Source organism: Kitasatospora sp. NPDC015121 (assembly GCF_055562955.1).
Genome location: NZ_JBVHEH010000008.1, coordinates 1 through 20822, shown reverse-complemented (window position 1 = coordinate 20822; position 20822 = coordinate 1). Strand labels below are relative to the sequence as shown.

Sequence of the window (20822 nt, the reverse complement as noted above, 5' to 3'; positions counted from 1 at the left end):
ATTTCCAGATGGAAGGGTTTTCTCGGCGGACCGGACCTGACCGGACCGGACTGGCCCGGACCGGCGGGGGCGGCTCAGCGCAGCACGGTGAAACCCGGGCCCTCGGCCCGGGCCAGGTGCACCGCGCGCCGCCCGGCGCGCAGCAGCGGGGCGGCCGCCCGGGCCAGGCCGGCCGGCTCCAGGGCGCGGCGGGCGGCCAGCGCCGCCAGCAGGTGCAGGCCCTCGTACAGGCCCACCGCGTACGCGTCCAGCACCGGCGCCCACGGGCCGCACAGCGCCCGGTGGCGCTCGGCCAGCAGCTGGCGGGGCTCCTCGGCGAGGGTCGCGAACGAGGGCATCGCGGCGTACAGCGTGCCGGTGCCGTCGCCGCCCAGGGCCAGCAGGCCGTTCTCCTCCAGCGAGCCGGACAGCCGCACCAGCCGGCGGTCCAGGCCGCTGCGGCGCAGCGCCCGGTGGAACAGCACCTGGTCGCGCCCGATCAGGCTGAGCAGCAGGCCGTCCGCGCGGGTCGCGCGCAACTCGTCCAGCAGCGGTTCGACGGCCCGCTCGACCGCGCCGAACGGCAGCCGGCGCTCCAGCACCACCCGGGCCCCGGCCCCGGCGGCGAGGCGGGCGGCGGCCCGGTGCACGGTGCGCGGCCAGATGTAGTCGTTGCCGATCAGCGCCCACCGGCGCAGGCCGTGCCGCTCGGTCAACCCGGCGATGGCAGGGCCGAGTTGGGCGGCCGGGGCGATGCCGGTGCAGAGCACCCCGGGCCGCCGGGAGCCGCCCTCGTGCGGCGGGGTGAACACGTACGCGATCCGCCCGGCGGCCACCGCCTCCACCGCCCGGTGCACGTCGCTGGTGTGGCAGCCGGCCAGCGCGTCCAGCGCCCCCGCCGCGAGCAGCCGGCGCACCTCGGCGGCCACCGGCTGCGGCGCGCCGCCGCCGTCCACCAGCACCAGCTCCAGCGCACGGCCGAGCACCCCGCCCCGGGCGTTCACCTCGTGCGCGGCCAGCAGCGCGCCGTCCAGCGCGGACGGGCCGGTCAGCCCGAGCGTCCCGGACTGCGGCACGACGAGACCGACCCGGAACGCGCCGTCCTCCCGTCCGAGGTGCAGCGCGTCGAGCGGGTCGACCAGCCTGGCGTCCAGCGTCACTCCGTCCTCACCGGTGCGAGTATGGTCGGAACCCCCGCCTCCGGGAAACCCGGGCGGGGCACCGCGAGGGGAACGGAACGGGAGGCCGGATGACCGCGAACGCCACCGCGCGGGGCGCCGCAGCGGGAGACACGGCCCCGGCGCCGCTGCTGGTCGAACTCGTCGCGCTCGCCCACCGCCGGCTCACCGGCGGCCTGGCCACCGCCCTCGCCGAGGAGGACTGCACCGTCGACCAGTGGCGGGTGCTGCGCGCCCTCGCCGACGAACAGGGCCACGCCATGGGCGAGTTGGCGCAGGCCCTGCTCATCCCGCAGGCCAGCCTGAGCCGCCTGGTGGACGCCCTCGCCGACGCCGGCCTGGTCTACCGCCGCCAGGACGACCAGGACCGCCGCCGGATCACCGCCCACCTCTCCCGCCGGGGCCGCACCCGCCTCGCCCGCCTCGACGCCCTCGCCGCCGCCCACGACACCGCCGTCCGCGCCGCCTGCGCCCTGCCCGGGGCCGGAGCCGACGCCGGGGCGCTGGCCCGGCTCGCCGCGCTCTGACGGCACGTCAACCCGCCACCTCCCGGGCGGTTCCGGGTGGTTCCGGGCGGTTCGGTCCGGTGCGGGCGGCCGCTGTGACGCGGTTGTGACGGGCGCAGGACAGGGCCGTGGATCGCGGGGCGGTAGAAATCTGTCAGCAAGCACTCCGCCCCCACACCCGCCGAGGTAGACCCGCCATGCGCACCTTCACCCGCCTGACCGCCACCGCCGCCGTCGCGCTGCTCGCCGGGCTGACCCTCACCGCCTGCAACGAGGACGACGCCACCACCGGCACCGCCGGGGCCGCCCCCAGCAGCGCGGCCTCCGCCCCCGCGAGCGCGAGCGCCGGTGCCGCCACCGGCACCGGCAAGGGCGGCGCCGCGAGCAGCGCCCCCGCGCAGGCCGCCGGCAGCGCCAAGTGCACCGCCAAGGACGTCAAGCTGACCGTGACCGGACCCAACGACCGGGCCACCCCGCAGTCGTCCGCGCTGGCCCAGCTGCGGGCGCAGAACACCTCCGGCAAGGCGTGCACCCTGACCGGCTTCCCGGGCGTCCGGCTCGCCGACGACCAGGGCAAGTCCGCCCCGCTGGACGCCGTCCGGCAGCGGGAGACCGCCGCCGGCACCGTCACCCTGCAGCCCGGCAAGTCCGCCGTCGCCCACCTGCTCTACAGCAACGTCAACTTCGAGGGCAGCGCCACCGGCCGCCTGGTCTGCCCGGTCACCGGGACCAAGGTCGCGGTGATCCTGCCCGACACCACCGAGCAGGTGCAGGTCCCGGTCGGCGGCGGCGTCGACAACGGCACGCTGAACGTCTGCGCCGACTTCACCGTCCGCCCGTTCGAGCCCGTCGCCTGACCGCGGAGCCGCGCCGCCCCGGACGTCCGGCTCCCCGGCCGGTCACCGGCGCCACCCGCCCGCGGCCCGCTCACCCGTTCGCCCGCTGATGGTGCGTCAGCGGTGCTCCCGGGCGACGGTGGACAGGATCGTCTGTTCACTGCCGGGCGCGGAGGCACGGGATGTACCAGAACCAGTTGGCGAAGACCGGCGCGGGCGTGCTCGTGCTCGGCGGACTGACCGTCGCGGGGTGGTGGGTGCTGGCGGTCGCGGCCGTCCTGGTCGGACTCGGGGTGGTCTGCGTGCGCCTCGGGTTCCGCCGTGAGCGGTGAGCATCCCGCGGCCGACGGGCACCCCGCGGCCGGTGACCGCCCCGAGGCCGACGGGCAGCCGCCGTCCGGCACGCTGACGGCCTGGCGGCACCGGCCGGCGGCCCTGCTCGCGGCCGCCGCCGGGCTGTGCGTCGTGGCCCTGCTCGCCGCCCGCTACGGCCTGCGCACCTGGGCCGCCGCGACCGGCAGCGGCGGCGGCTGGACCGACTGGGCCTGGGCCCCGCTCGCCCTGGCCCTCGCCGTCCAGACCGGCCTCTACCTCGCCGAACGCCCCGCCCGGGCCACCCCCGACGGGCAGCGCGCCCTCGACCGGCTCGACGTCGCCGTCCTCGTCCCGCTCTACAACGAGGACCCCGGCTACCTGCGCGCCGGCCTCCACTCGCTGCTCGCCCAGACCCGCCCCCCGCAGTCCGTCCACGTCGTCGACGACGGCTCCGGCACCGAGTACGGGGAACTGCGCACGCACTGGCTCGCCGCCGCCGAACGCGCCGGCGTCCGGGCCAGCTGGCAGCGCCAGCCCAACCGCGGCAAGCGCGCCGCCCAGGTCGCCGCCGCCGCGCACTGCCCCGACGCGGACGTCCTGGTCACCGTCGACTCCGACGCCCACCTCGACCCGCACGCCCTGCGCGAACTGCTGCAACCCCTCGCCGACCCGCGCGTCCAGGCGGTGGCCGGCGTCGTCCTCGCCCGCAACAACCGGTGCGGCCTGCTCAGCCGCGTCACCGACCTCTGGTACGTGACCAACCAGCTGGTCGACCGCTCCGCGCTCTCCCCGCTCGGCGCCGTCATGGTCTGCTCCGGCGGCCTCGCCGCCTACCGCGCCGCCGTCCTCACCGACCACCGCGAGCAGTACCTCGGCGAGACCTTCGCCGGACGGCCCGTCACCTTCTCCGACGACTCCCTGCTCACCTTCTACGCGCTGCGCCGGGGCCGGGTCGTCCAGCAGCCCAGCGCCGTCGTGTTCAGCGCCATGCCCGAGACCGTCGGCCACCACCTGCGCCAGTACCTGCGCTGGATGCGCGGCTCCACCATCCGCTCGCTCTGGCGGGTGCGCTACCTGCCGCTCGGCCACCCCGCCCTGCTCACCCAGGTCCTGCGCTGGTACCAGCACCTCGCCGCCACCGCCGCCGCCGTCCTGCTGCTCACCCACACCTGGCGCACCGGCACCGCCCCGCCGCCCGCGCTGCTCGCCGTCCCGCCGCTGATCGTCGCCGGCCAGACCCTGCGCTACCTCACCGTCCGCCGCTCCGACCAGCGCCTCCGCTCGCAACTCGCCACCTGGGCCCTCACCCCGCTCGCCGCCGCCTGGTCCTGGACGGTCCTGCGCCCCCTGCGCTGGTACGCCGCCCTCACCTGCCTGCGCACCGGCTGGGGCACCCGCCAGCACGGCCCCGAGGTCGAACTCGCCCCCGCCGGCGGCCGCTGAGCACCGCCACCGTGTTCGAAGGGCGTCGGCGCCACCCCCTACGATGAACGCCATGACGACAGCCGGGCCGGGCGGCCAACTGATCGACGGCCGCTTCGAGTTGCTCGCGCGGCTGGGCGGCGGCGGAATGGGACTGGTCTGGAAGGCCAGGGACACCATGCTGCAGCGCGAGGTCGCGCTCAAGGAAGTCCGCCCGCCCGACCCGGCGATGCTCGCCGCCGACCCCGCCGCCGCGCACGAACTGCGCGAACGCGTCCTGCGCGAGGCCCAGGCCCTCGCCCGGCTCCAGCACCCCAACGTCGTCACCATCCACCACATCGTCGACAACGCCGAACTCGCCCACCCCTGGCTGGTGATGGAACTCGTCAGCGGCGGCTCCCTGCACGACCGGATCACCCGCGGCCCGCTCCCGCCGCAGGAGGCCGCCCGGATCGGCCGCGGCCTGCTCGCCGCCCTCACCGCCGCCCACGCCGCCGGCATCCAGCACCGCGACGTCAAGCCCGGCAACGTCCTGCTGCGCCCCGACGGCACCCCCGTCCTCACCGACTTCGGCATCGCCGCGCTCAGCGAGTCCACCAGCCTCACCGCCACCGGCGCGCTGATCGGCTCGCCCGAGTACATCGCCCCCGAACGCATCCGCGGCCACGAGGGCGACCCCGCCTCCGACCTGTGGTCCCTCGGCATGACCCTCTACGTCGCCGTCGAGGGCCACCACCCGCTGCGCCGCGCCAACAGCATCGCCACCCTCGCCGCCGTCCTCGACCAGCCCCTGCCGCCCCCCGTCCGCTCCGGCCCGCTCGGCCCCACCCTCACCGCGCTGCTCGCCCGCGACCCCGCCCAGCGGCCCGACGCCGTCCGCCTCGACCGGCTGTTCGCCGCCGCCGAACAGGGCATCGACGGCACCCTCGGCGGCAGCCCCGCGTTCTCCCCGACCGAGACCAACGGCACGATCCCGTACAGCCCGACCCAGACGCACGGGACGTACGGGGGCGGGGTCCCGCACGCGCCGACCGAGACGGTCCCGCCGGGGCCGGGGCCGGGGCCGGGGCCGGGGCCGGGTGCGGGGCCGCGGCGGCGGCGCGGGGCGGTGCTGGCGGCGGCGGTCGCGGTGGTGACGGCGGTCGGGCTGCTGGGGTGGGCGTTCGGGCCGAAGCTGTTCGACGGGAAGAAGGGCGGAGGCCCGGCCGCCAAGACCCCCGTGACCGCCCCCGCGACCGCTCCCGCCACCACCGGGGCCGTCCCGCCGACCGGATCCTCCGCCGCACCGTCCAAGGCCGCCTCCGCCCCCGCCTCGGGGCCCGCGTCCGGGCCCGCGTCCGGCACCGACCTGCTCACGCCGGACGGCGCCCGCGCCCTGGTCGAGTCGATCCGGACGAGAACCGGCAGCACCACCGTCATCGACATGACGGTCCGCTCCGACAACGCCCACGCCAGGGTGGTGCGCAAGGACAACCCCGCCCGCTACGACATGGTCGACTACCGCGCCGGGAAGCTCAGCGTCACGAACGGCAGCATCGTCGACAGCATCAGCGCCAAGAAGCTCGTCGACCTGGGCAAGATCGACTGGAACCAGCTGCCGACCGTCACCGCCACCGCCAAGAGCCGGCTCGACGTCCCGCAGCCGAAGGACCGCTACCTGATCGTCGACTACGGCTGGTTCGCGGACGAGATCACCATCCGCTACTACCTCTCCGATGACGAGGGCAGCGGGGGCGGCTACCTCACGGCGGGCGCCACCGGGAAGGTCCTCAAAGTCGTCAAGTCGACCGACTGACGGGCCGGTTCACCCCTCGGTGACGGCGGCCGTACCGGCGTCGGCGCCGTCGTCCGTGGCGGCGGCCGCCGCCCGTTCGCGGCGGGCGGCCAGGTCCCAGGAGAGGCGGACGGTCAGGCCTGCCTCGCTGCCCGCCTCGGCGATGACGCCCATCAACTGGCCGGACTTGACCGCGAGTTTGAGGCCGAACTCGACCTCGAAGGAGTCGGGGGAGCCGGCGGCGCCCCGGGTGATCGACTCGGCGGCCCAGCGGCCGATGCCCTGGACGGTGTCGCGGACCTGGTCGAGGGTCAGGGCGACCGCGGAGCCGAGGCGTTCGACCTGGCGGCGGGCGCCGACGTCGCCGAGCCCGTCGTGCGGGCGGTCGCCCGTGAAACCGACCTCGCCGATCACCTCGGCCCGCACCACCGTGCCGTCGCCCAGGTCGATCGACTCGACCGTCACCTCCGCGCCCATGACGCACCCCTCCCCGAGGTTCGCACTCCCCTGACAGGGCCTCAGGGTAGCCGCAGGAGGGGCGGGTCGCGGACGGAACGGCCCCGCACCCCCGTGGTGCGGCGAGGGTCGGCCGCCCCGAACACCGCTACCCGCCGGGCGCTGCGACGCCCCGCTGAACCGCCACCGGAGCGCTGCCGGACCGCCGTCGGACTGTCAGTGGCGGTGGCTAGGGTGGCGGCCATGACTCTGGCAGCAGTGATGATCACGGTGGACTGTGCGGAACCGCAGGAGCTGGCCCGCTGGTGGGCCGGCGCGCTGGGCGGCGAGATCGCCGAGGACCACGGCGACTTCGTCATCGTCGGCGCGAAGCCCGTGGCGATGGGCTTCCAGCGGGTGGCCGAGGAGCGGCTGGGCAAGAACCGGGTGCACGTCGACTTCGCCGTCGCGTCCGGCACCGGCATGGCGGAGGAGGTGGCGCGGCTGGTCGCCCTGGGCGCGAGCGTCGTGGGCGAGCACAGCGTCCCCGGCCTCACCTGGACGGTGCTCCAGGACCCGGCCGGCAACGAGTTCTGCGTCCACTGAGCCCGGCCGGGAGCCTCGGCAGCAGGCACAGCCCGAGGGACAGCCAGGCGGCCGCCAGCAGCCAGCCGCCCAGCACGTCCAGCGGCCAGTGCACGCCCAGGTAGACCCGGGTGCAGCCGATCACGGCGGCGAACAGCACCGCGCCCGCCGTCGCGGCGCGGGCCGCCGACGGCCGGGCCAGGACCACCGCCGCCGCCAGCAACCCGGCGGACAGCGCCGAGGTGAAGGCGTGGCCGGACGGGAAGGCCAGGGCGTCGGCGTCGAACGCCCAGTAGCCGACCGGCGGCCGGGGCCGGGCGAAGGCCCGCATCACCCCCTGCCGGAGCAGCTGCCCCGCCACCAGCCAGGCCACCGGCGCCAGCAGCACCACGGCCGTCGGCCGCCCCCGGCCCGGCCGGCGGGCCCGGACGGACACCGCGCCCGCCGCCAGCGCCAGCACGTACGGGAACACGTCGGTGCCCAGCGCGGTCACGGCCAGCGCCACCGCCCGGGCCCCACCCGGACGGTGCGCCGCCCCCCAGCGCACCGCCGCCGCCTCGAAGCCGAACGGCCCCCGGCCGTGCGCCGCCACCACCACCGCCAGCAGCGCGAAAGCCCCGCCGCAGGCCGAAGCCACCACGGCGGGACGACGCGGCAGGACGGCGCTCACCCGGCCCCGGCCCGGCGGCGCGAACGCGGTGGTGCCCCCGGGCCCGGGGGAGTGGAGCAGCAGGGCATCGACGGGGCGCCTTTCCGAGGATTCCGAGAAGGGGTGCTGCGAGGACGGGCGTCACCCGCACCGCCACCAGCATGGCGCAGCGCCGCCGTCCTTCCGAGGAGGACCCGAAGGCGGCCGGGGACGGCCTCGGCGGCCGGGGTCGGTCAGCCGCCGAGGACGGTGCTGCCGGTCGGGGTGCCCGTCGTGCCGTCCAGTGTGACCAGGTGGCGCACGCCGTCCGGGCCGAGCACCACGGCCTGCCAGGCCCGGCCGCCGTCGGCCGTGGTGACCGCCTCCAGTGATTCGGCCCGCCCGCCCGGTACGGCGGCGGTGGCCTTCGTCAGCGCCTCGGCGGCGTCCAGCGAGGGCAGCGGCGCCGGGGCGGTACGGGGACGCCGGGACTTCTCCCGGCCCTGCTGCCCGCCGCCCTTGCCGTCCTGGCCGCTCGTGCCGTCCTGGCTGTCCTGGCCGTCCTTGCGGAGGTGCCGGCCGTGCTCGTCGGAGCGCCCGTCCCGGCCGCCCCGGCCGTGCGGCCGACCGCCGTGCTCCCCGTCGCGGGCACCGGCCCGACCGCCGTGGCCCCCGTGCCCGTGCGGTCCGTGCTCGTGGTGCCCGGCGAGCGCGACCGCCCCGCCGCCGACCAGCAGCGCCGCGACCGCGATCCCGCCGCCCCAGCGCGCCACCCGTCCGCGCGGCCACGCCGGCACCGTCCGCCCCGCCCCGGACCGCTCCGGCTCCCGCTCCTCCACGACGTCCGCTCCCCGTTTCCCTCGGCGTCCGGGCCCCGGCCCGGACGGTGACCGCCCGGCACGGTGCGGGCGCGCTGAAGGGTAGCCGACGGCACCGCCGCCCGGACGGGGCGGGTCAGCCCGGACCGCAGCGGGCGGCGAGCCGGCGCGGCCAGGCGGCGGCTTCACCCGATCGGGTGGGAAACGGCCGGGCCGTTTCGGCCGGGGGGCGAGGGGCAGACGCCGCGACATGGACCAGTCACAAGCGCCGGTGCTAGAGGCCCTGGCAGCCTTCCACGCCAACCCGCTGACCGTGTTCACCCCGCCCGGCCACAAACAGGGGAGGGGCGCCGACCCCCGGGTGCTGGCCGTCCTCGGGGCGGACGTGTTCCGCTCCGACGTGCTGGCCTCCGGCGGCCTCGACGACCGCACCGACTCGCGCGGCATCCTGCCGCACGCCCAGGCGCTGATGGCCGAAGCGGTCGGCGCCGAGCACACCTTCTTCTCCACCTGCGGCAGCTCGCTGTCGGTGAAGGCCGCGATGCTCGCCGTCGCCGGCCCGCACGAGGAGCTGCTGGTCGGCCGCGACGCCCACAAGTCCGTGGTGGCCGGACTGATCCTGGCGGGCATCCGCCCGGTCTGGGTCGACCCCTCCTGGGACGCCGAGCTGCACCTCGCCCACCCGCCGCGCGCCGAGGCGTTCCGCGCCGCCCTGGAGCGCCACCCCGACGTCAAGGGCGCGCTGGTCACCTCGCCCACCCCGTACGGCACCTGCGCCGACCTGGAGGGCATCGCCGAGGTCTGCCACGCCGCCGGGAAACCCCTGATCGTCGACGAGGCCTGGGGCGCCCACCTGCCCTTCCACCCCGACCTCCCGCAGTGGGCGATGGACGCGGGCGCGGACGTCTGCGTCACCTCCGTCCACAAGATGGGCTCCGCCCTCGAACAGAGCTCGGTCTTCCACCTCCGGGGCGACCTGGTCGCCCCCGACGCCCTCAAGCAGCGCGAGGACCTGCTCGGCACCACCAGCCCCTCCGTCCTGCTGTACGCCGCGCTCGACGGCTGGCGCCGCCAGATGGTCCAGCACGGCCGCGACCTGTACGGCTCCGCGCTGGCCCTGGCCGCCGACGCCCGGGAACGGATCGAGGCCCTGGACGGGCTGCACGTCCACGGCCGGGACGACTTCTGCGGGCCCGGACTGGCCGCCGACCTCGACCCGCTGCAGGTCATCGTCGACGTCTCCGCGCTCGGCACCACCGGCTACCGGGCCGGGGACTGGCTGCGCTCCCACCACCAGCTCACCCTGCACGTCTGCGACCACCGCCGGATCAGCGCCCAGCTCACCCACGCCGACGACCCCACCACCGTCGACGCCCTGCTGCACGGCCTGCGCGAACTCGTCGCCGCCGCCGACACCCTCCGCCCCGCCGCCCGGGTGCGCGTCCCCGACCCGGGCGAGCTGCGGCTGGAACAGGCCGACCTGCCGCGCGACGCGTTCTTCGGCCCGACCGAGCAGGTGCCGCTGGAGAAGGCGGCCGGCCGGATCGCCGCCGAGATGCTCACCCCGTACCCGCCCGGCATCCCCGCCGCGCTGCCCGGCGAGCGCCTGAACGACGCCCTCCTGGACTACCTGCGCACCGGGAAGGCCGCGGGCATGCTCATCCCCGACAGCGCCGACTCCGACCTGGCGACCGTCAAGGTCGTCCGCGAGGCATGAGCACCGACGCGCCCCGGCCGGGCCTCCCCGACACCGCGGTCCTGGCCCGGCAGGTCACCGCCGCGCTCGCCGCCGCCGGGCACACCGTCGCCACCGCCGAGTCGCTCACCGCCGGCCGGCTCGCCGCCGTCCTCGCCGAGGCCCCCGGCGCGGGCGGGGTCTTCCTCGGCGGCGTCGTCGCCTACGCGGCCGAGGTCAAGACCGGGCTGCTGCGGGTGGACGACGCGCTGGTCGCCGACCAGGGCACCGTCCACCCCGAGGTCGCCGCCCAGATGGCCGAGGGCGCCCGGGCCCTCACCCGCGCCACCTACGGCCTGGCCACCACCGGCGTGGCCGGGCCCGCCCCGCACGACGGCCGCCCCGTCGGCACCGTGCACGTCGCCGTCAGCGGCCCCGGCGGCACCCGCACCGCCCGCCCCGAACCGCCCACCGACCGCCCCGCCGACATCCGGGACACCGCCGTCGAAACCGCCCTGCGCCTGCTGCGCGACCTGCTCCGCCCCCAGCGCTGAGCAGGGGCCGGACGAACCCGGAAGGCACCGATGACCCGGCTGACCACCAGCGACCCGAACGCCCCCGGCTGGAGCCGGCGACGGCAGGGCCGCGGCTTCTCCTACCGGGACACCGACGGTGCCCCGCTGCGCGACCCCGACACCCTGGCCCGGCTCCGGGCGCTCGCCATCCCCCCAGCCTGGCGGGACGTGTGGATCTGCCCGAAGCCCACCGGCCACCTCCAGGCCACCGGCACCGACGAGGCCGGCCGCCGCCAGTACCTGTACCACCCCGACTTCCGGGCCCGGCAGGAGGCGGCCAAGCACGACCACGTGCTGTCCTTCGCCCGCACCCTGCCCGCCCTGCGCGCCCGCCTCGCCGCCGACCTCGACCTGCCCGGCCTGCGGCACGACCGGGTCGCCGCCTGCGCCGTGCACCTGCTCGACCTGGGCTTCTTCCGGATCGGCTCGCCGTCCTACGCGAAGGCCAACGGCTCGCACGGCCTCACCACCCTGCTGCGCGACCAGGCCGAGGTGCGCGGCGACCGGCTGCGCTTCGCGTACCCCGCGAAGTCCGGCCGGCACCGCGAGCTCACCCTCACCGACCCCGCCGCCGCCCGGACCGTCCGCGCCCTGCTGCGGCGCCGCGACGACGACCCGGTGCTGCTGGCGCACTGGGGGCAGCGGCGCTGGCACCGGCTGACCGCCCCCGACCTGAACGGCTACCTGCGCGAGCACACCGGCACCGACGCCACCGCCAAGGACTTCCGCACCTGGCACGCCACCGTCCTGGCCGCCGTCGGCCTGGCCGCCTCCCGCCCGCGGGCCGACCGCTCCGCCACCGCCCGCCGCCGGGCCGCCGCCCGGGTGGTCCGGGAGGTCGCCGACCACCTGGGCAACACCCCGGCCGTCTGCCGGGCGTCCTACGTCAACCCGCGCCTGCTGGAGCTCCACGACCGGGGCGTCACCCTCGCCGACGCCCTGCCCGACCTGGCCGCCGACCCCGAGGGCCCCGGCCCGCCCGGCCCGGCCGTCGAACGGGCCGTCCTCGACCTGCTCGGCCACTGAGCCACCGGGCCACCGGGCCACCGGGACGCATGCCGCACGACCCGCCGGGTACACGCGCCGGCCGGCGGGCCGCACCCGACGGAGGAGGAGAGATGCGCGAACGGATCGACCGGATCGCCGAACCCTGGGGCGACCGCACCCCCTACCGGCCCGGGCAGCCCTGGCCGGCGCGCCGCGACGCCCACCCGGCCGGGACGGACGCGGAGCGGGTGGACCGCTGGGTGCCGACCGCCTCGCTGCTGCACTCCAACGGCGACGCGATGGACGTCGCGGTGCGCGACGGCCGGATCGTCGGGGTGCGCGGCCGGGCGGACGACCGGGTCAACCGCGGGCGCCTCGGCCCCAAGGACCTGTACGGCTGGCAGGCCAACCACGCCGACGACCGCCTCACCACGCCCCTGGTACGGCGCGGCGGACGGCTGGAGGAGACCGACTGGGACACCGCGATGGACCTGGTCGTCGACCGGACCAGGCACCTGCTGGACGCGCACGGCCCCGGCTCGATCGGCTTCTACACCTCCGGCCAGCTGTTCCTGGAGGAGTACTACACGCTCGCCGTGATCGCCCGGGCCGGCCTCGGCACCAGCCACCTGGACGGCAACACCCGGCTGTGCACCGCCACCGCCGCCGAGGCCCTCAAGGAGACCTTCGGCTGCGACGGCCAGCCCGCCTCGTACACCGACGTCGACCACTGCGACACCCTCGCGCTGTACGGCCACAACATGGCCGAGACCCAGCCCGTGCTGTGGATGCGGGTCCTCGACCGCCTCGCCGGGCCCGAACCGCCCCGGCTGCTGTGCGTCGACCCGCGCCCCACCCCCGCCGCCGCCCGCGCCGAGGTGCACCTCGCGCCCCGGCTCGGCACCAACGTCGCGCTGCTCAACGCGCTGCTGCACGAACTCGTCCGCACCGACCGGATCGACCACGCGTACGTGGACGCGCACACCGTCGGGTACCGGGAACTCGCCGAAGGCGTGGCGACGTGCACGCCCGCGTGGGCGGCCCGGATCTGCGACGTGCCCGCCCGGGAGATCGAACGGGCCGCCGAACTGCTGGGCGAGGCACGGGCGCTGCTCTCGACCGTGCTGCAGGGCGTGTACCAGTCGCACCAGGCCACCGCCGCCGCCGTCCAGGTCAACAACATCCAGCTGGTGCGCGGCATGCTCGGCCGCCCCGGCTGCGGGGTGCTCCAGATGAACGGGCAGCCCACCGCCGAGAACACCCGCGAGTGCGGCGCCGACGGCGACCTGCCCGGCTTCCGCAACTGGGAGAACGCCGCGCACGTCGCCGAACTCGCGAAGCTGTGGAACGTCGAGGAGGAACGGATCCCGCACCACGGCCCGCCCACCCCCGCGATGCAGATCTTCCGGTACGCCGAACAGGGCTCGATCAAGCTGCTGTGGATCTCCGGCACCAACCCGGCCGTCTCGCTGCCCGAACTCGCCCGGATCCGCGGGATCCTGCGCTCCGAAGGCCTGTTCACCGTCGTCCAGGACCTCTACCCGACCGAGACCGCGCTGCTCGCCGACGTGGTGCTGCCCGCCGCCACCTGGGGCGAGAAGACCGGCACCTTCACCAACGCCGACCGCACCGTCCACCTCTGCGAACAGGCCGTCCGACCGCCCGGCCAGGCCCGGCCCGACCTGGCCATCCTGCTCGACTACGCCCGCCGGATGGACTTCCGCGACCGCGACGGCGCCCCGCTGATCGGCTGGCACGACCCGCGCACCGCGTTCGAGGCCTGGCAGCGCTGCTCCGCCGGACGGCCCTGCGACTACACCGGCCTCAGCTACGAGCTGCTGCGCGAACGCGGCGGCATCCAGTGGCCCTGCGACGCCGAGCACCCCGACGGCACCGAGCGCCTCTACACCGACGGCATCTCCTGGGCCGCCCCCGACACCTGCGAGACCTACGGCCGCGACCTGGTCACCGGCGCGTCCGTCTCCGAGACCGAGTACCGGGCCCTCAACCCCGACGGCAGGGCCGTCCTCAAGGCCGCCGAGTACCTGCCCCCGCACGAGGACACCAGCGCGGAGTACCCGCTGCAACTCACCACCGGCCGCACCCTGTACCACTTCCACACCCGCACCAAGACCGGCCGCACCCCCCAGCTGAACGCCGCCGCCCCCGAGCCGTGGGTCGAGATCGGGGCGGGCGAGGCCGGCCGGCGCGGCCTGGCGGAGGGCGACCTGGTCGAGGTCGCCACCGCGCGCGGCGCCGTCCGGGCCCGACTGCGGGTCACCGCGCTGCGCGACGGACTGCTCTTCCTACCCTTCCACTACGGCTACTGGGACACCCCCGGCCGGACCGGCCCCGGCCCCGACGGCGGCCGCGCCGCCAACGAGACCACCCCCACCGACTGGGACCCGGTCTCCAAACAGCCCCTCTTCAAGACCGCCGCCGCCCGCCTCACCCGCCTCGCCCCCGCCGACGGCACCCCCGCCCCCGCCCCCACCACCGGCGCTTCCGCGCCCGTCGATCCCGCCGTCGCGCCCCCCACCACCGGCGGCCCCGCCGCGCTCGCCGACCAGCGGCCCGCACCCGCACCGGAGGCCACCCCGTGAACCCCGTCCTCGCCGTCCTGCGCACCCTGCACGACGGCGAACTCGCCCTCCGCGACGACCTGCTGGCCGCCGCCGAGGAACACGCCGCCGAACACGAGTTCCACCACGTCGCCACCGACACCGCCCGCTGGTCCGCCGAACACGCCCGCCTGATCGCCGCCACCGCCGCCGACCGCGACCTGCGCCTGCCCGCCGACCGCGACCCCGGCGCCCTCACCCGGCTGCGCCGCAGGGCCGCCGAGGACCTCGCCCCCCGACCGGACGACGGCCTCCCCGAGCTGCTGGAGACGCTGGCCGCGCTGCACCTCGCCGCCGCCCGCAACTCGCTGCACTGGGAGATGCTCGCCCAGGCCGCGCAGGCCGGCCGGGACGCCGAACTGCTGGAACTGGCCACCCGCTGCCACCCGCAGACGCTCCGCCAGATGCGCTGGACCAACACCCTGATCAAGACCCTCGCACCGCAGGCGCTGACCGCGTAGACCACGCGGAGCGCGTACACCACCACGAGAGGAGCCACCCATGAGGATCGGATACACCCTGATGACGGAGCAGCGCGGCCCGCGCGACCTGGTCGCCGACGCGGTGCGCGCGGAACGGGCCGGGTTCGACTTCGCGGTGATCTCCGACCACTACTTCCCCTGGCTGGACGAGCAGGGCCACGCCCCCTACGCCTGGGCGGTGCTCGGCGCGGTCGCGCAGGCCACCGACGCGCTGCCGCTGATGACGTACGTGACCTGCCCGACCGTCCGCTACCACCCGGCGGTGGTCGCCCAGAAGGCCGCCACCGTGCAGCTGCTCTCGCAGGGCCGGTTCCGGCTCGGGCTCGGCAGCGGCGAGAACCTCAACGAGCACGTGGTGGGCCGGGGCTGGCCGCCCGTGGCGGTGCGGCAGGAGATGCTGGCCGAGGCCGTGGAGATCATCCGGGAGCTGTTCGCCGGCGGGTACGTGACACATCACGGACGGCACTTCCAGGTCGACGGCGCCAAGCTGTGGGACCTGCCCGAGCAGCCGCCCCCGATCGGCGTCGCCGTCTCCGGACCGGTCTCCTGCGCCACCGCCGGGCGGCTCGCCGACCTGGTGATCGCCGTCCAGCCCGAACGCGACCTGCTCACCGCCTTCGCCGAGGCGGGCGGCGCCGGGAAACCCGCCGTCGGCCAGGCACCGGTCTGCTTCGACCGCGACCGGGACGCCGCCGTCGCCCGCGCGCACGCCCAGTTCCGCTGGTTCGGCGGCGGCTGGAAGGTCAACGCCGACCTCCCCGGCACGGCGGGCTTCGCGGCGGCGAGCCAGTACGTCCGGCCCGAGGACGTCGCGGAGTCCATCCCGTGCGGCGACCGGGTCGAGGACTTCCTCGCCGCCGTCCGGCCCTACGCCGAAGCCGGGTTCGACGAACTCGCGCTGATCCAGGTCGGCGGCGACAGCCAGCCCGCGTTCCTCGACTGGGCCGAGCACGAGCTGCTGCCCGCGCTGCGCGCCGCCTGACCCGGAACGCCGCCCCCGCCCGGGAGCGGGCGGGGACGGCGAAGGCGGTGCGGGGGTGCGCGGTCAGGGCGTGAACAGCACCTTGACCGCGCCGTCCCGCTTCTGCTGGAACATCGCGTACGCCTCCGGGGCCTCGGCCAGCGGCAGGCGGTGGGTCGCGAAGGAGTCCACCCCCAGCGGGTCGGCGTCGGTCAGCAGCGGCAGCAGCTCGTCCGTCCAGCGGCGCACGTTGGCCTGGCCCATCCGCAGCTGGACCTGCTTGTCGAACATGGTCAGCAGCGGCATCGGGTCGGCCGCGCCGCCGTAGACGCCCACCACCGAGATCGTCCCGCCGCGCCGCACCAGCTCCACCGCCAGGTGCAGCGCCTGCAGCCGGTCCAGGCCGGCCTTCTGCATCAGCGGCCGGGCCAGCGCGTCCGGCAGCAGGCCGGTCACCCGCTGCGCCACGGACGCGGCGGGGGAGCCGTGCGCCTCCATGCCGACCGCGTCGATGACGCTGTCCGGGCCGAGGCCGTCGGTCAGGTCGCGCACCGCCTCCGGCAGCTGCCGGGGCCGGTCGTTCAGGTCCAGCACCACCGCGCCGCGCTCCCGGGCCCGCTGCAGCCGCTCCGGCACCAGGTCGACGCCGATCACCTGCCGGATGCCCGGGCGCAGCAGCGCCATCCGCACGCACATGTCGCCGATCGGGCCGAGGCCCAGCACCAGCAGCGTGCCGCCCTCCGGCACCGCCGCGTACTCGACCGCCTGCCAGGCCGTCGGCAGCACGTCGGAGAGGTACACGAACCGGTCGTCCGGCGGCCCGGCCGGCACCTTCACCGGCAGCGTGTCGCCGAACGGGACGCGCAGCAGCTCGGCCTGCCCGCCCGGCACCTGCCCGTACAGCTTGGTGTAGCCGAACAGGGCCGCGCCGCTGCCGTACTCCCGCACCTGGGTGGTCTCGCACTGCGAGTGCAGCCCGTTCGCGCACATCCGGCAGGTGCCGCAGCTGACGTTGAACGGCACCACCACCCGGTCGCCCGGCGCCAGCGTGCGCACCGCGCCGCCGACCTCGCGGACGATCCCCATCGCCTCGTGGCCCAGCACGTCGCCGGGGTCGAGGAACGGCCCCAGCACCTCGTACAGGTGCAGGTCGGAGCCGCACAGGCCGGTCGTGGTCACCTCCACCAGCACGTCCGAGGGGTCCTCGATCCGCGGGTCCGGGACCCCGGTCACCTTCACGTCCCGCCTGCCCTGCCAGGTCACCGCACGCATCGCGTGCTCCTTCCTTCCGCTCGACCGGCTCAACCCGGTTCGTTGTTCGCCCGCCCGGCCCGGTCGCCGAGCTTCGTCAGCACCGGGACGAGCCGTCCCGTGCGCTCCGCCGCCGCCCCGCCCGGCAGGTCGTGCTCCGCCACCCGGCCCGGCCCCGGCAGCAGCCGGCCCGCCGCGCCCAGCAGCGCCCCGAACGTCGCCGGCGCCAGCCCCTCCAGCCGGACGGCGAGCTTCGCGGCCGGGGTCAGCACCAGTTCGGGCCGCCCCCACTCGGCCGCCCGGACGATCCGGCGCGCCGCCCGGTCCGCGTCCATCGACAGCAGCGGCAGGCTCGCCGCCGGGCCGAACCACGCGTACTCCAGCGGCGCCCGACCGGAGAACCGGGCCGCCCGGTGCGAGCCGGTCCGCATCAGCCCCGGCACCACCGTGGTCACCCGGACCCCGCTGCCCGCCAGCTCCACCCGCAGCCCCCGGGAGAACGCCGCCAGCCCGGCCTTCGCCGTCACGTACGGCAGCAGGTGCGGCGCCGGGACGAGCCCGCCGATCGAGGCGATGTTCACCACCGAGCCCGCGCCGCGCTCGCGCATCCCCGGCAGCACCGCCAGCACCAGCTCCACCGGCGCCGCCACCGTCACCGCCCAGGACTCCTGGAAGTCCGCCCCGGCCAGGGCCGCCAGCGGGCCGACCTGGATCACCCCCGCGTTGTTCACCAGCAGGTCCAGCGGCCGTCCCAGGCGCTCGGCGGCCTCCGCCGCCACCGCCGCCCCCGCGCCCGGCACCGTCAGGTCGCACTCCAGCGCCGCCCGCCGGGTCGTCAGCCGTCCCAACCGTCGCTCCGCGAAAGCCAGTTCCGCGCCGTCGCGGGCGCACACCGCGACCCGGCAGCCGCGCCGGGCCAGCTCCTCGGCGACCAGCAGACCCAACCCACGCGAACCGCCGGTCACCAACGCCGCCCGGTCCGCGAAATCCACCCGCGCCACGGTCCTCACCTCTCCTCGGCCATCCGGTCGCGTCGCGCCTGCCCGAGGTGCGGGGGAGGAAACGGGGCGATAAGAGAGAGCTGAGGGGCATTCGTCCGTTTCTGTTCGGGGCCGACCGGTTAGCCGTGTCGGTAACCCCCCACCACGCCCACGTTCCGGAAGGACACCCATGACTGCCGACGCCACCCGCCCCGACCTCCCCGGCGCGCCGACCGCCGGTGAGCCCACCGTGGAGGAGCCCGTCGACCCGCGCCCGCCGCTGCCGCCCAAGCCCGACCAGGCCGCGCCCGAGCCCCGCTCGGCCACCGGCCGCGGCCCGCAGGACGACAGCGGCCCGGTCCGCGCCCAGGCCGGCGCGTTCCTGACCAACGCGCAGGGCACCCGGCTGCCGGACTCCGACCACTCGCTGAAGGCCGGACCGCGCGGCCCGGTCCTGCTCCAGGACCACCACCTGCGGGAGAAGATCACCCACTTCGACCACGAGCGGATCCCCGAGCGCGTCGTGCACGCCCGGGGCGCCGCCGCGCACGGCGTCTTCGAGAGCTACGGCACCGGAACCGGGCTCAGCAAGGCGGGCTTCCTCGCCGCCGGGGCCAAGACCCCCGTCTTCGTCCGCTTCTCCACCGTGCTCGGCTCGCGCGGCTCCGCCGACACCGTGCGCGACACCCGCGGCTTCGCGACCAAGTTCTACACCGACGAGGGCGTCTTCGACCTGGTCGGCAACAACATCCCGGTGTTCTTCATCCAGGACGCGATCAAGTTCCCGGACGTCATCCACGCGGGCAAGCCGCACCCCGACCGGGAGATCCCGCAGGCGCAGTCCGCCCACGACACCTTCTGGGACTTCGTCTCGCTGCACACCGAGGCCACCCACCACACCCTGTGGAACATGTCCGACCGGGGCATCCCGCGCTCCTACCGGACGATGGAGGGCTTCGGCGTCCACACCTTCCGCCTGGTGAACGCGGAGGGCGCCACCTGCCTGGTCAAGTGGCACTGGAAGCCCAAGCTCGGCGTCCACTCGCTGACCTGGGACGAGGCCCAGCTGATCGGCGGCGCCGACCCCGACTTCCACCGCCGCGACCTGTACGACGCCATCGAGGCCGGCGCGTACCCGCAGTGGGAGCTCGGCGTCCAGGTCCTGCCCGACACCCCCGAGCAGACCTTCGAGGGCATCGACCTCCTCGACCCCACCAAGTTCGTGCCCGAGGAGTTGGCCCCCGTCCAGGCGCTCGGCCTGATGACGCTGCACGCCAACCCGACGAACTTCTTCGCCGAGGTCGAGCAGGTCGCCTTCCACCCCGGCCACCTGGTGCCCGGCATCGACGTCACCGACGACCCGCTGCTGGCCGGCCGGCTGTTCTCCTACCTCGACACCCAGATCACCCGGCTCGGCGGCCCCAACTTCGCGCAGATCCCGATCAACCGCACCCACGCCCCGGTCAACGACATGCTGCGCGACGGCTTCCACCAGGACGCCGTGCACACCGGCGTCGCCCCCTACAAGCCCAACTCGCTGGACGGCGGCTGCCCGTTCTTCGCCGGCGCCGAGCAGCAGGCCTTCATCGAGCACCCGCAGCCCGTCGCCGCGGCGACGAAGGTCCGGGAGCTGCCCGCCTCGTTCGACGACCACTTCAGCCAGCCCCGGCTCTTCTGGGCCAGCATGACCCCGGTCGAGCAGGAGCACATCATCGCGGCCTACAGCTTCGAGCTCGGCAAGTGCACCGAACCCGCCGTCCGCGAACGCAACCTGCGCGTCCTGGCCCGGATCGACGAACGGCTGTGCGCCGAGGTCGCCACCGCCCTCGGCCTGCCCGCCCCGGCGCCCGAAACCGCCGACGAGCCCGCCCGGCCCAGCCCCGCGCTCTCCCAGCTCGGCCACGAGTGGCCGGTCGCCGGACGGACCGTCGGCATCCTCACCGGGCCCGGCACCGACCCCGGCACGCTCGACGACGTCCGCAGCGCCGCCCTCGCGGCCGGCCTCGTGCCGCTCGTGGTCGCCCCCTCCGGCGGCGACCCCGCCGAGGTGCAGCGCAGCTTCGCCACCGCCCGCTCGGTCGAGTTCGACGCCGTCCTGCTGGCCGGCGTCCCCGCCCCCGCCCCCGACGCGGCCCCCGCCCGCGACGCCCGCGCCGCCGGCCCGCACACCCTGCTCGACCCGCGTCTGGTCCTGCTGCTCGGCGAGGCCTGGCGGCACGCCAAGGCGATCGGCGGCTGGGGCGACGCCCGCGACGCCCTCGCCGCGGCCGGCCTCCCCGCGGACGGCCCCGGCGTCATCCTCGGCACCGACCCCGGCCAGGTCCTGCGCGAGATCGCGGACCTGCTCGCCGGGCACCGGGTCTGGGACCGCTTCCCGCCGCCCGCCGCCTGACCCGCTCGACCCGCTCGACCCGCCCCCCGCCGGACGGATTTCCGTACCGGCGGGGGGCATGGCCGGGCGATCACGGGGCAGACGGCGGTCGTACCGATGAAGCCATACGAAGGAGGACACATCGTGGTCCCGCTCCTGCTGGTCCTGCTGCTCGCCCTGCTCCTGTTCGGCGCCGGTTTCGCGGTGAAGATCCTGTGGTGGGTCGCGATCATCGTGCTCGCGGTGTGGCTGGTGGGCTTCATCGCCCGAGGCACCAACGCGACCGGCGGCCGCGGCCGTTGGTACCGCTGGTAGTAACCCGACCACCGGGGCGGGGGGGGGGGGGGGGGCGCCCCCCCCCCCCCCCCCCCCCCCCCCGGGGCCGCCCGGGGGGGGGCCCCCCCCCCCCCCCCCCCCCCCCCCCCCCCCCCCCCCCCCCCCCC

At 76.3% G+C, this 20822-nt stretch carries 20 protein-coding genes; 14 read left to right on the top strand and 6 right to left on the bottom strand.

All coding sequences use genetic code 11. From position 1 onward, the window contains the following. Nucleotides 1-74 precede the first annotated feature (74 nt). The gene (locus ACZ3J7_RS13425; RefSeq protein WP_465620032.1) at nucleotides 75-1139 is read right to left on the bottom strand and encodes an ABC transporter substrate-binding protein; all 1065 of its coding nucleotides are present in this window, start codon (nucleotides 1137-1139) and stop codon (nucleotides 75-77) included. Nucleotides 1140-1228: 89 nt separating this feature from the next. Here ACZ3J7_RS13425 and ACZ3J7_RS13420 point away from each other — a divergent pair, with 89 nt between their 5' ends. The 5 genes from ACZ3J7_RS13420 to ACZ3J7_RS13400 all read left to right on the top strand — a co-directional run bounded on the left by ACZ3J7_RS13420 (nucleotide 1229) and on the right by ACZ3J7_RS13400 (nucleotide 6031). Continuing rightward, entirely contained in the window at nucleotides 1229-1684 is a 456-nt protein-coding gene (locus ACZ3J7_RS13420; protein ID WP_465620030.1) for a MarR family winged helix-turn-helix transcriptional regulator, read from the top strand. A gap of 176 nt (nucleotides 1685-1860) precedes the next feature. Then, nucleotides 1861-2520 carry a DUF4232 domain-containing protein gene (locus ACZ3J7_RS13415; protein ID WP_465620028.1) on the top strand — a complete coding sequence of 220 codons (660 nt, stop codon included), beginning with the start codon at nucleotides 1861-1863 and terminating at the stop codon, nucleotides 2518-2520. Between the two features lie 161 nt (nucleotides 2521-2681). Beyond that, complete coding sequence (locus ACZ3J7_RS13410; protein ID WP_465620026.1) at nucleotides 2682-2831, top strand: hypothetical protein; 150 nt, start codon at nucleotides 2682-2684, stop codon at nucleotides 2829-2831. Further along, nucleotides 2821-4257 (top strand): glycosyltransferase, encoded by a 1437-nt coding sequence (locus ACZ3J7_RS13405; protein ID WP_465620025.1) that lies wholly within the window; start codon nucleotides 2821-2823, stop codon nucleotides 4255-4257. Before ACZ3J7_RS13410 ends, ACZ3J7_RS13405 begins: the two co-directional genes overlap by 11 nt. A 52-nt stretch (nucleotides 4258-4309) precedes the next feature. Continuing rightward, nucleotides 4310-6031 carry a serine/threonine-protein kinase gene (locus ACZ3J7_RS13400; protein ID WP_465620023.1) on the top strand — a complete coding sequence of 574 codons (1722 nt, stop codon included), beginning with the start codon at nucleotides 4310-4312 and terminating at the stop codon, nucleotides 6029-6031. 9 nt (nucleotides 6032-6040) lie between these two features. Here ACZ3J7_RS13400 and ACZ3J7_RS13395 read toward each other — a convergent pair whose 3' ends face one another. Then, nucleotides 6041-6487, bottom strand: a complete 447-nt coding sequence (locus ACZ3J7_RS13395; RefSeq protein ID WP_465620022.1) for a CU044_2847 family protein — start codon at nucleotides 6485-6487, stop codon at nucleotides 6041-6043. Nucleotides 6488-6709: 222 nt separating this feature from the next. Here ACZ3J7_RS13395 and ACZ3J7_RS13390 point away from each other — a divergent pair, with 222 nt between their 5' ends. Next, nucleotides 6710-7051, top strand: a complete 342-nt coding sequence (locus ACZ3J7_RS13390) for a VOC family protein (protein ID WP_465620020.1) — start codon at nucleotides 6710-6712, stop codon at nucleotides 7049-7051. Here ACZ3J7_RS13390 and ACZ3J7_RS13385 read toward each other — a convergent pair. Together ACZ3J7_RS13385 and ACZ3J7_RS13380 are read right to left on the bottom strand one after the other, a co-directional pair. After that, a complete protein-coding gene (locus tag ACZ3J7_RS13385) occupies nucleotides 6999-7700 on the bottom strand; it encodes a phosphatase PAP2 family protein (protein ID WP_465620017.1) in 702 nt (233 codons plus the stop codon). The genes ACZ3J7_RS13390 and ACZ3J7_RS13385 overlap by 53 nt on opposite strands. Nucleotides 7701-7912: 212 nt before the next feature. Continuing rightward, nucleotides 7913-8497, bottom strand: coding sequence for a hypothetical protein (locus ACZ3J7_RS13380; protein WP_465620015.1), 585 nt, complete (start codon nucleotides 8495-8497; stop codon nucleotides 7913-7915). Between the two features lie 229 nt (nucleotides 8498-8726). Here ACZ3J7_RS13380 and ACZ3J7_RS13375 point away from each other — a divergent pair, with 229 nt between their 5' ends. The 6 genes from ACZ3J7_RS13375 (at nucleotide 8727) to ACZ3J7_RS13350 (ending at nucleotide 15798) form a co-directional block, all read left to right on the top strand. Further along, a complete protein-coding gene (locus ACZ3J7_RS13375) occupies nucleotides 8727-10193 on the top strand; it encodes an aminotransferase class I/II-fold pyridoxal phosphate-dependent enzyme (protein ID WP_465620013.1) in 1467 nt (488 codons plus the stop codon). Then, nucleotides 10190-10705, top strand: a complete 516-nt coding sequence (locus ACZ3J7_RS13370; RefSeq protein ID WP_465620011.1) for a CinA family protein — start codon at nucleotides 10190-10192, stop codon at nucleotides 10703-10705. Before ACZ3J7_RS13375 ends, ACZ3J7_RS13370 begins: the two co-directional genes overlap by 4 nt. Nucleotides 10706-10735: 30 nt before the next feature. Beyond that, nucleotides 10736-11752 carry a DNA topoisomerase IB gene (locus tag ACZ3J7_RS13365; RefSeq protein WP_465620009.1) on the top strand — a complete coding sequence of 339 codons (1017 nt, stop codon included), beginning with the start codon at nucleotides 10736-10738 and terminating at the stop codon, nucleotides 11750-11752. A gap of 92 nt (nucleotides 11753-11844) precedes the next feature. Beyond that, the gene (locus tag ACZ3J7_RS13360; protein WP_465620008.1) at nucleotides 11845-14316 is read left to right on the top strand and encodes a molybdopterin oxidoreductase family protein; all 2472 of its coding nucleotides are present in this window, start codon (nucleotides 11845-11847) and stop codon (nucleotides 14314-14316) included. Further along, nucleotides 14313-14795 (top strand): hypothetical protein, encoded by a 483-nt coding sequence (locus ACZ3J7_RS13355; RefSeq protein ID WP_465620006.1) that lies wholly within the window; start codon nucleotides 14313-14315, stop codon nucleotides 14793-14795. Before ACZ3J7_RS13360 ends, ACZ3J7_RS13355 begins: the two co-directional genes overlap by 4 nt. A 40-nt stretch (nucleotides 14796-14835) precedes the next feature. Next, complete coding sequence (locus tag ACZ3J7_RS13350) at nucleotides 14836-15798, top strand: LLM class F420-dependent oxidoreductase (protein ID WP_465620004.1); 963 nt, start codon at nucleotides 14836-14838, stop codon at nucleotides 15796-15798. 63 nt (nucleotides 15799-15861) lie between these two features. Here the strand turns inward: ACZ3J7_RS13350 and ACZ3J7_RS13345 are convergent, their stop codons facing one another. Then, nucleotides 15862-17049 carry an alcohol dehydrogenase catalytic domain-containing protein gene (locus tag ACZ3J7_RS13345; protein WP_465620002.1) on the bottom strand — a complete coding sequence of 396 codons (1188 nt, stop codon included), beginning with the start codon at nucleotides 17047-17049 and terminating at the stop codon, nucleotides 15862-15864. A gap of 29 nt (nucleotides 17050-17078) precedes the next feature. Next, the gene (locus ACZ3J7_RS13340) at nucleotides 17079-18029 is read right to left on the bottom strand and encodes an SDR family NAD(P)-dependent oxidoreductase (protein WP_465620000.1); all 951 of its coding nucleotides are present in this window, start codon (nucleotides 18027-18029) and stop codon (nucleotides 17079-17081) included. 169 nt (nucleotides 18030-18198) lie between these two features. Here ACZ3J7_RS13340 and ACZ3J7_RS13335 point away from each other — a divergent pair, with 169 nt between their 5' ends. Further along, nucleotides 18199-20400, top strand: a complete 2202-nt coding sequence (locus ACZ3J7_RS13335) for a catalase (RefSeq protein WP_465619998.1) — start codon at nucleotides 18199-18201, stop codon at nucleotides 20398-20400. A gap of 123 nt (nucleotides 20401-20523) precedes the next feature. Next, on the top strand, nucleotides 20524-20694 hold the full coding sequence (locus ACZ3J7_RS13330) for a hydrophobic protein (RefSeq protein ID WP_465619996.1): 171 nt from the start codon (nucleotides 20524-20526) through the stop codon (nucleotides 20692-20694). Nucleotides 20695-20822 lie beyond the last annotated feature (128 nt).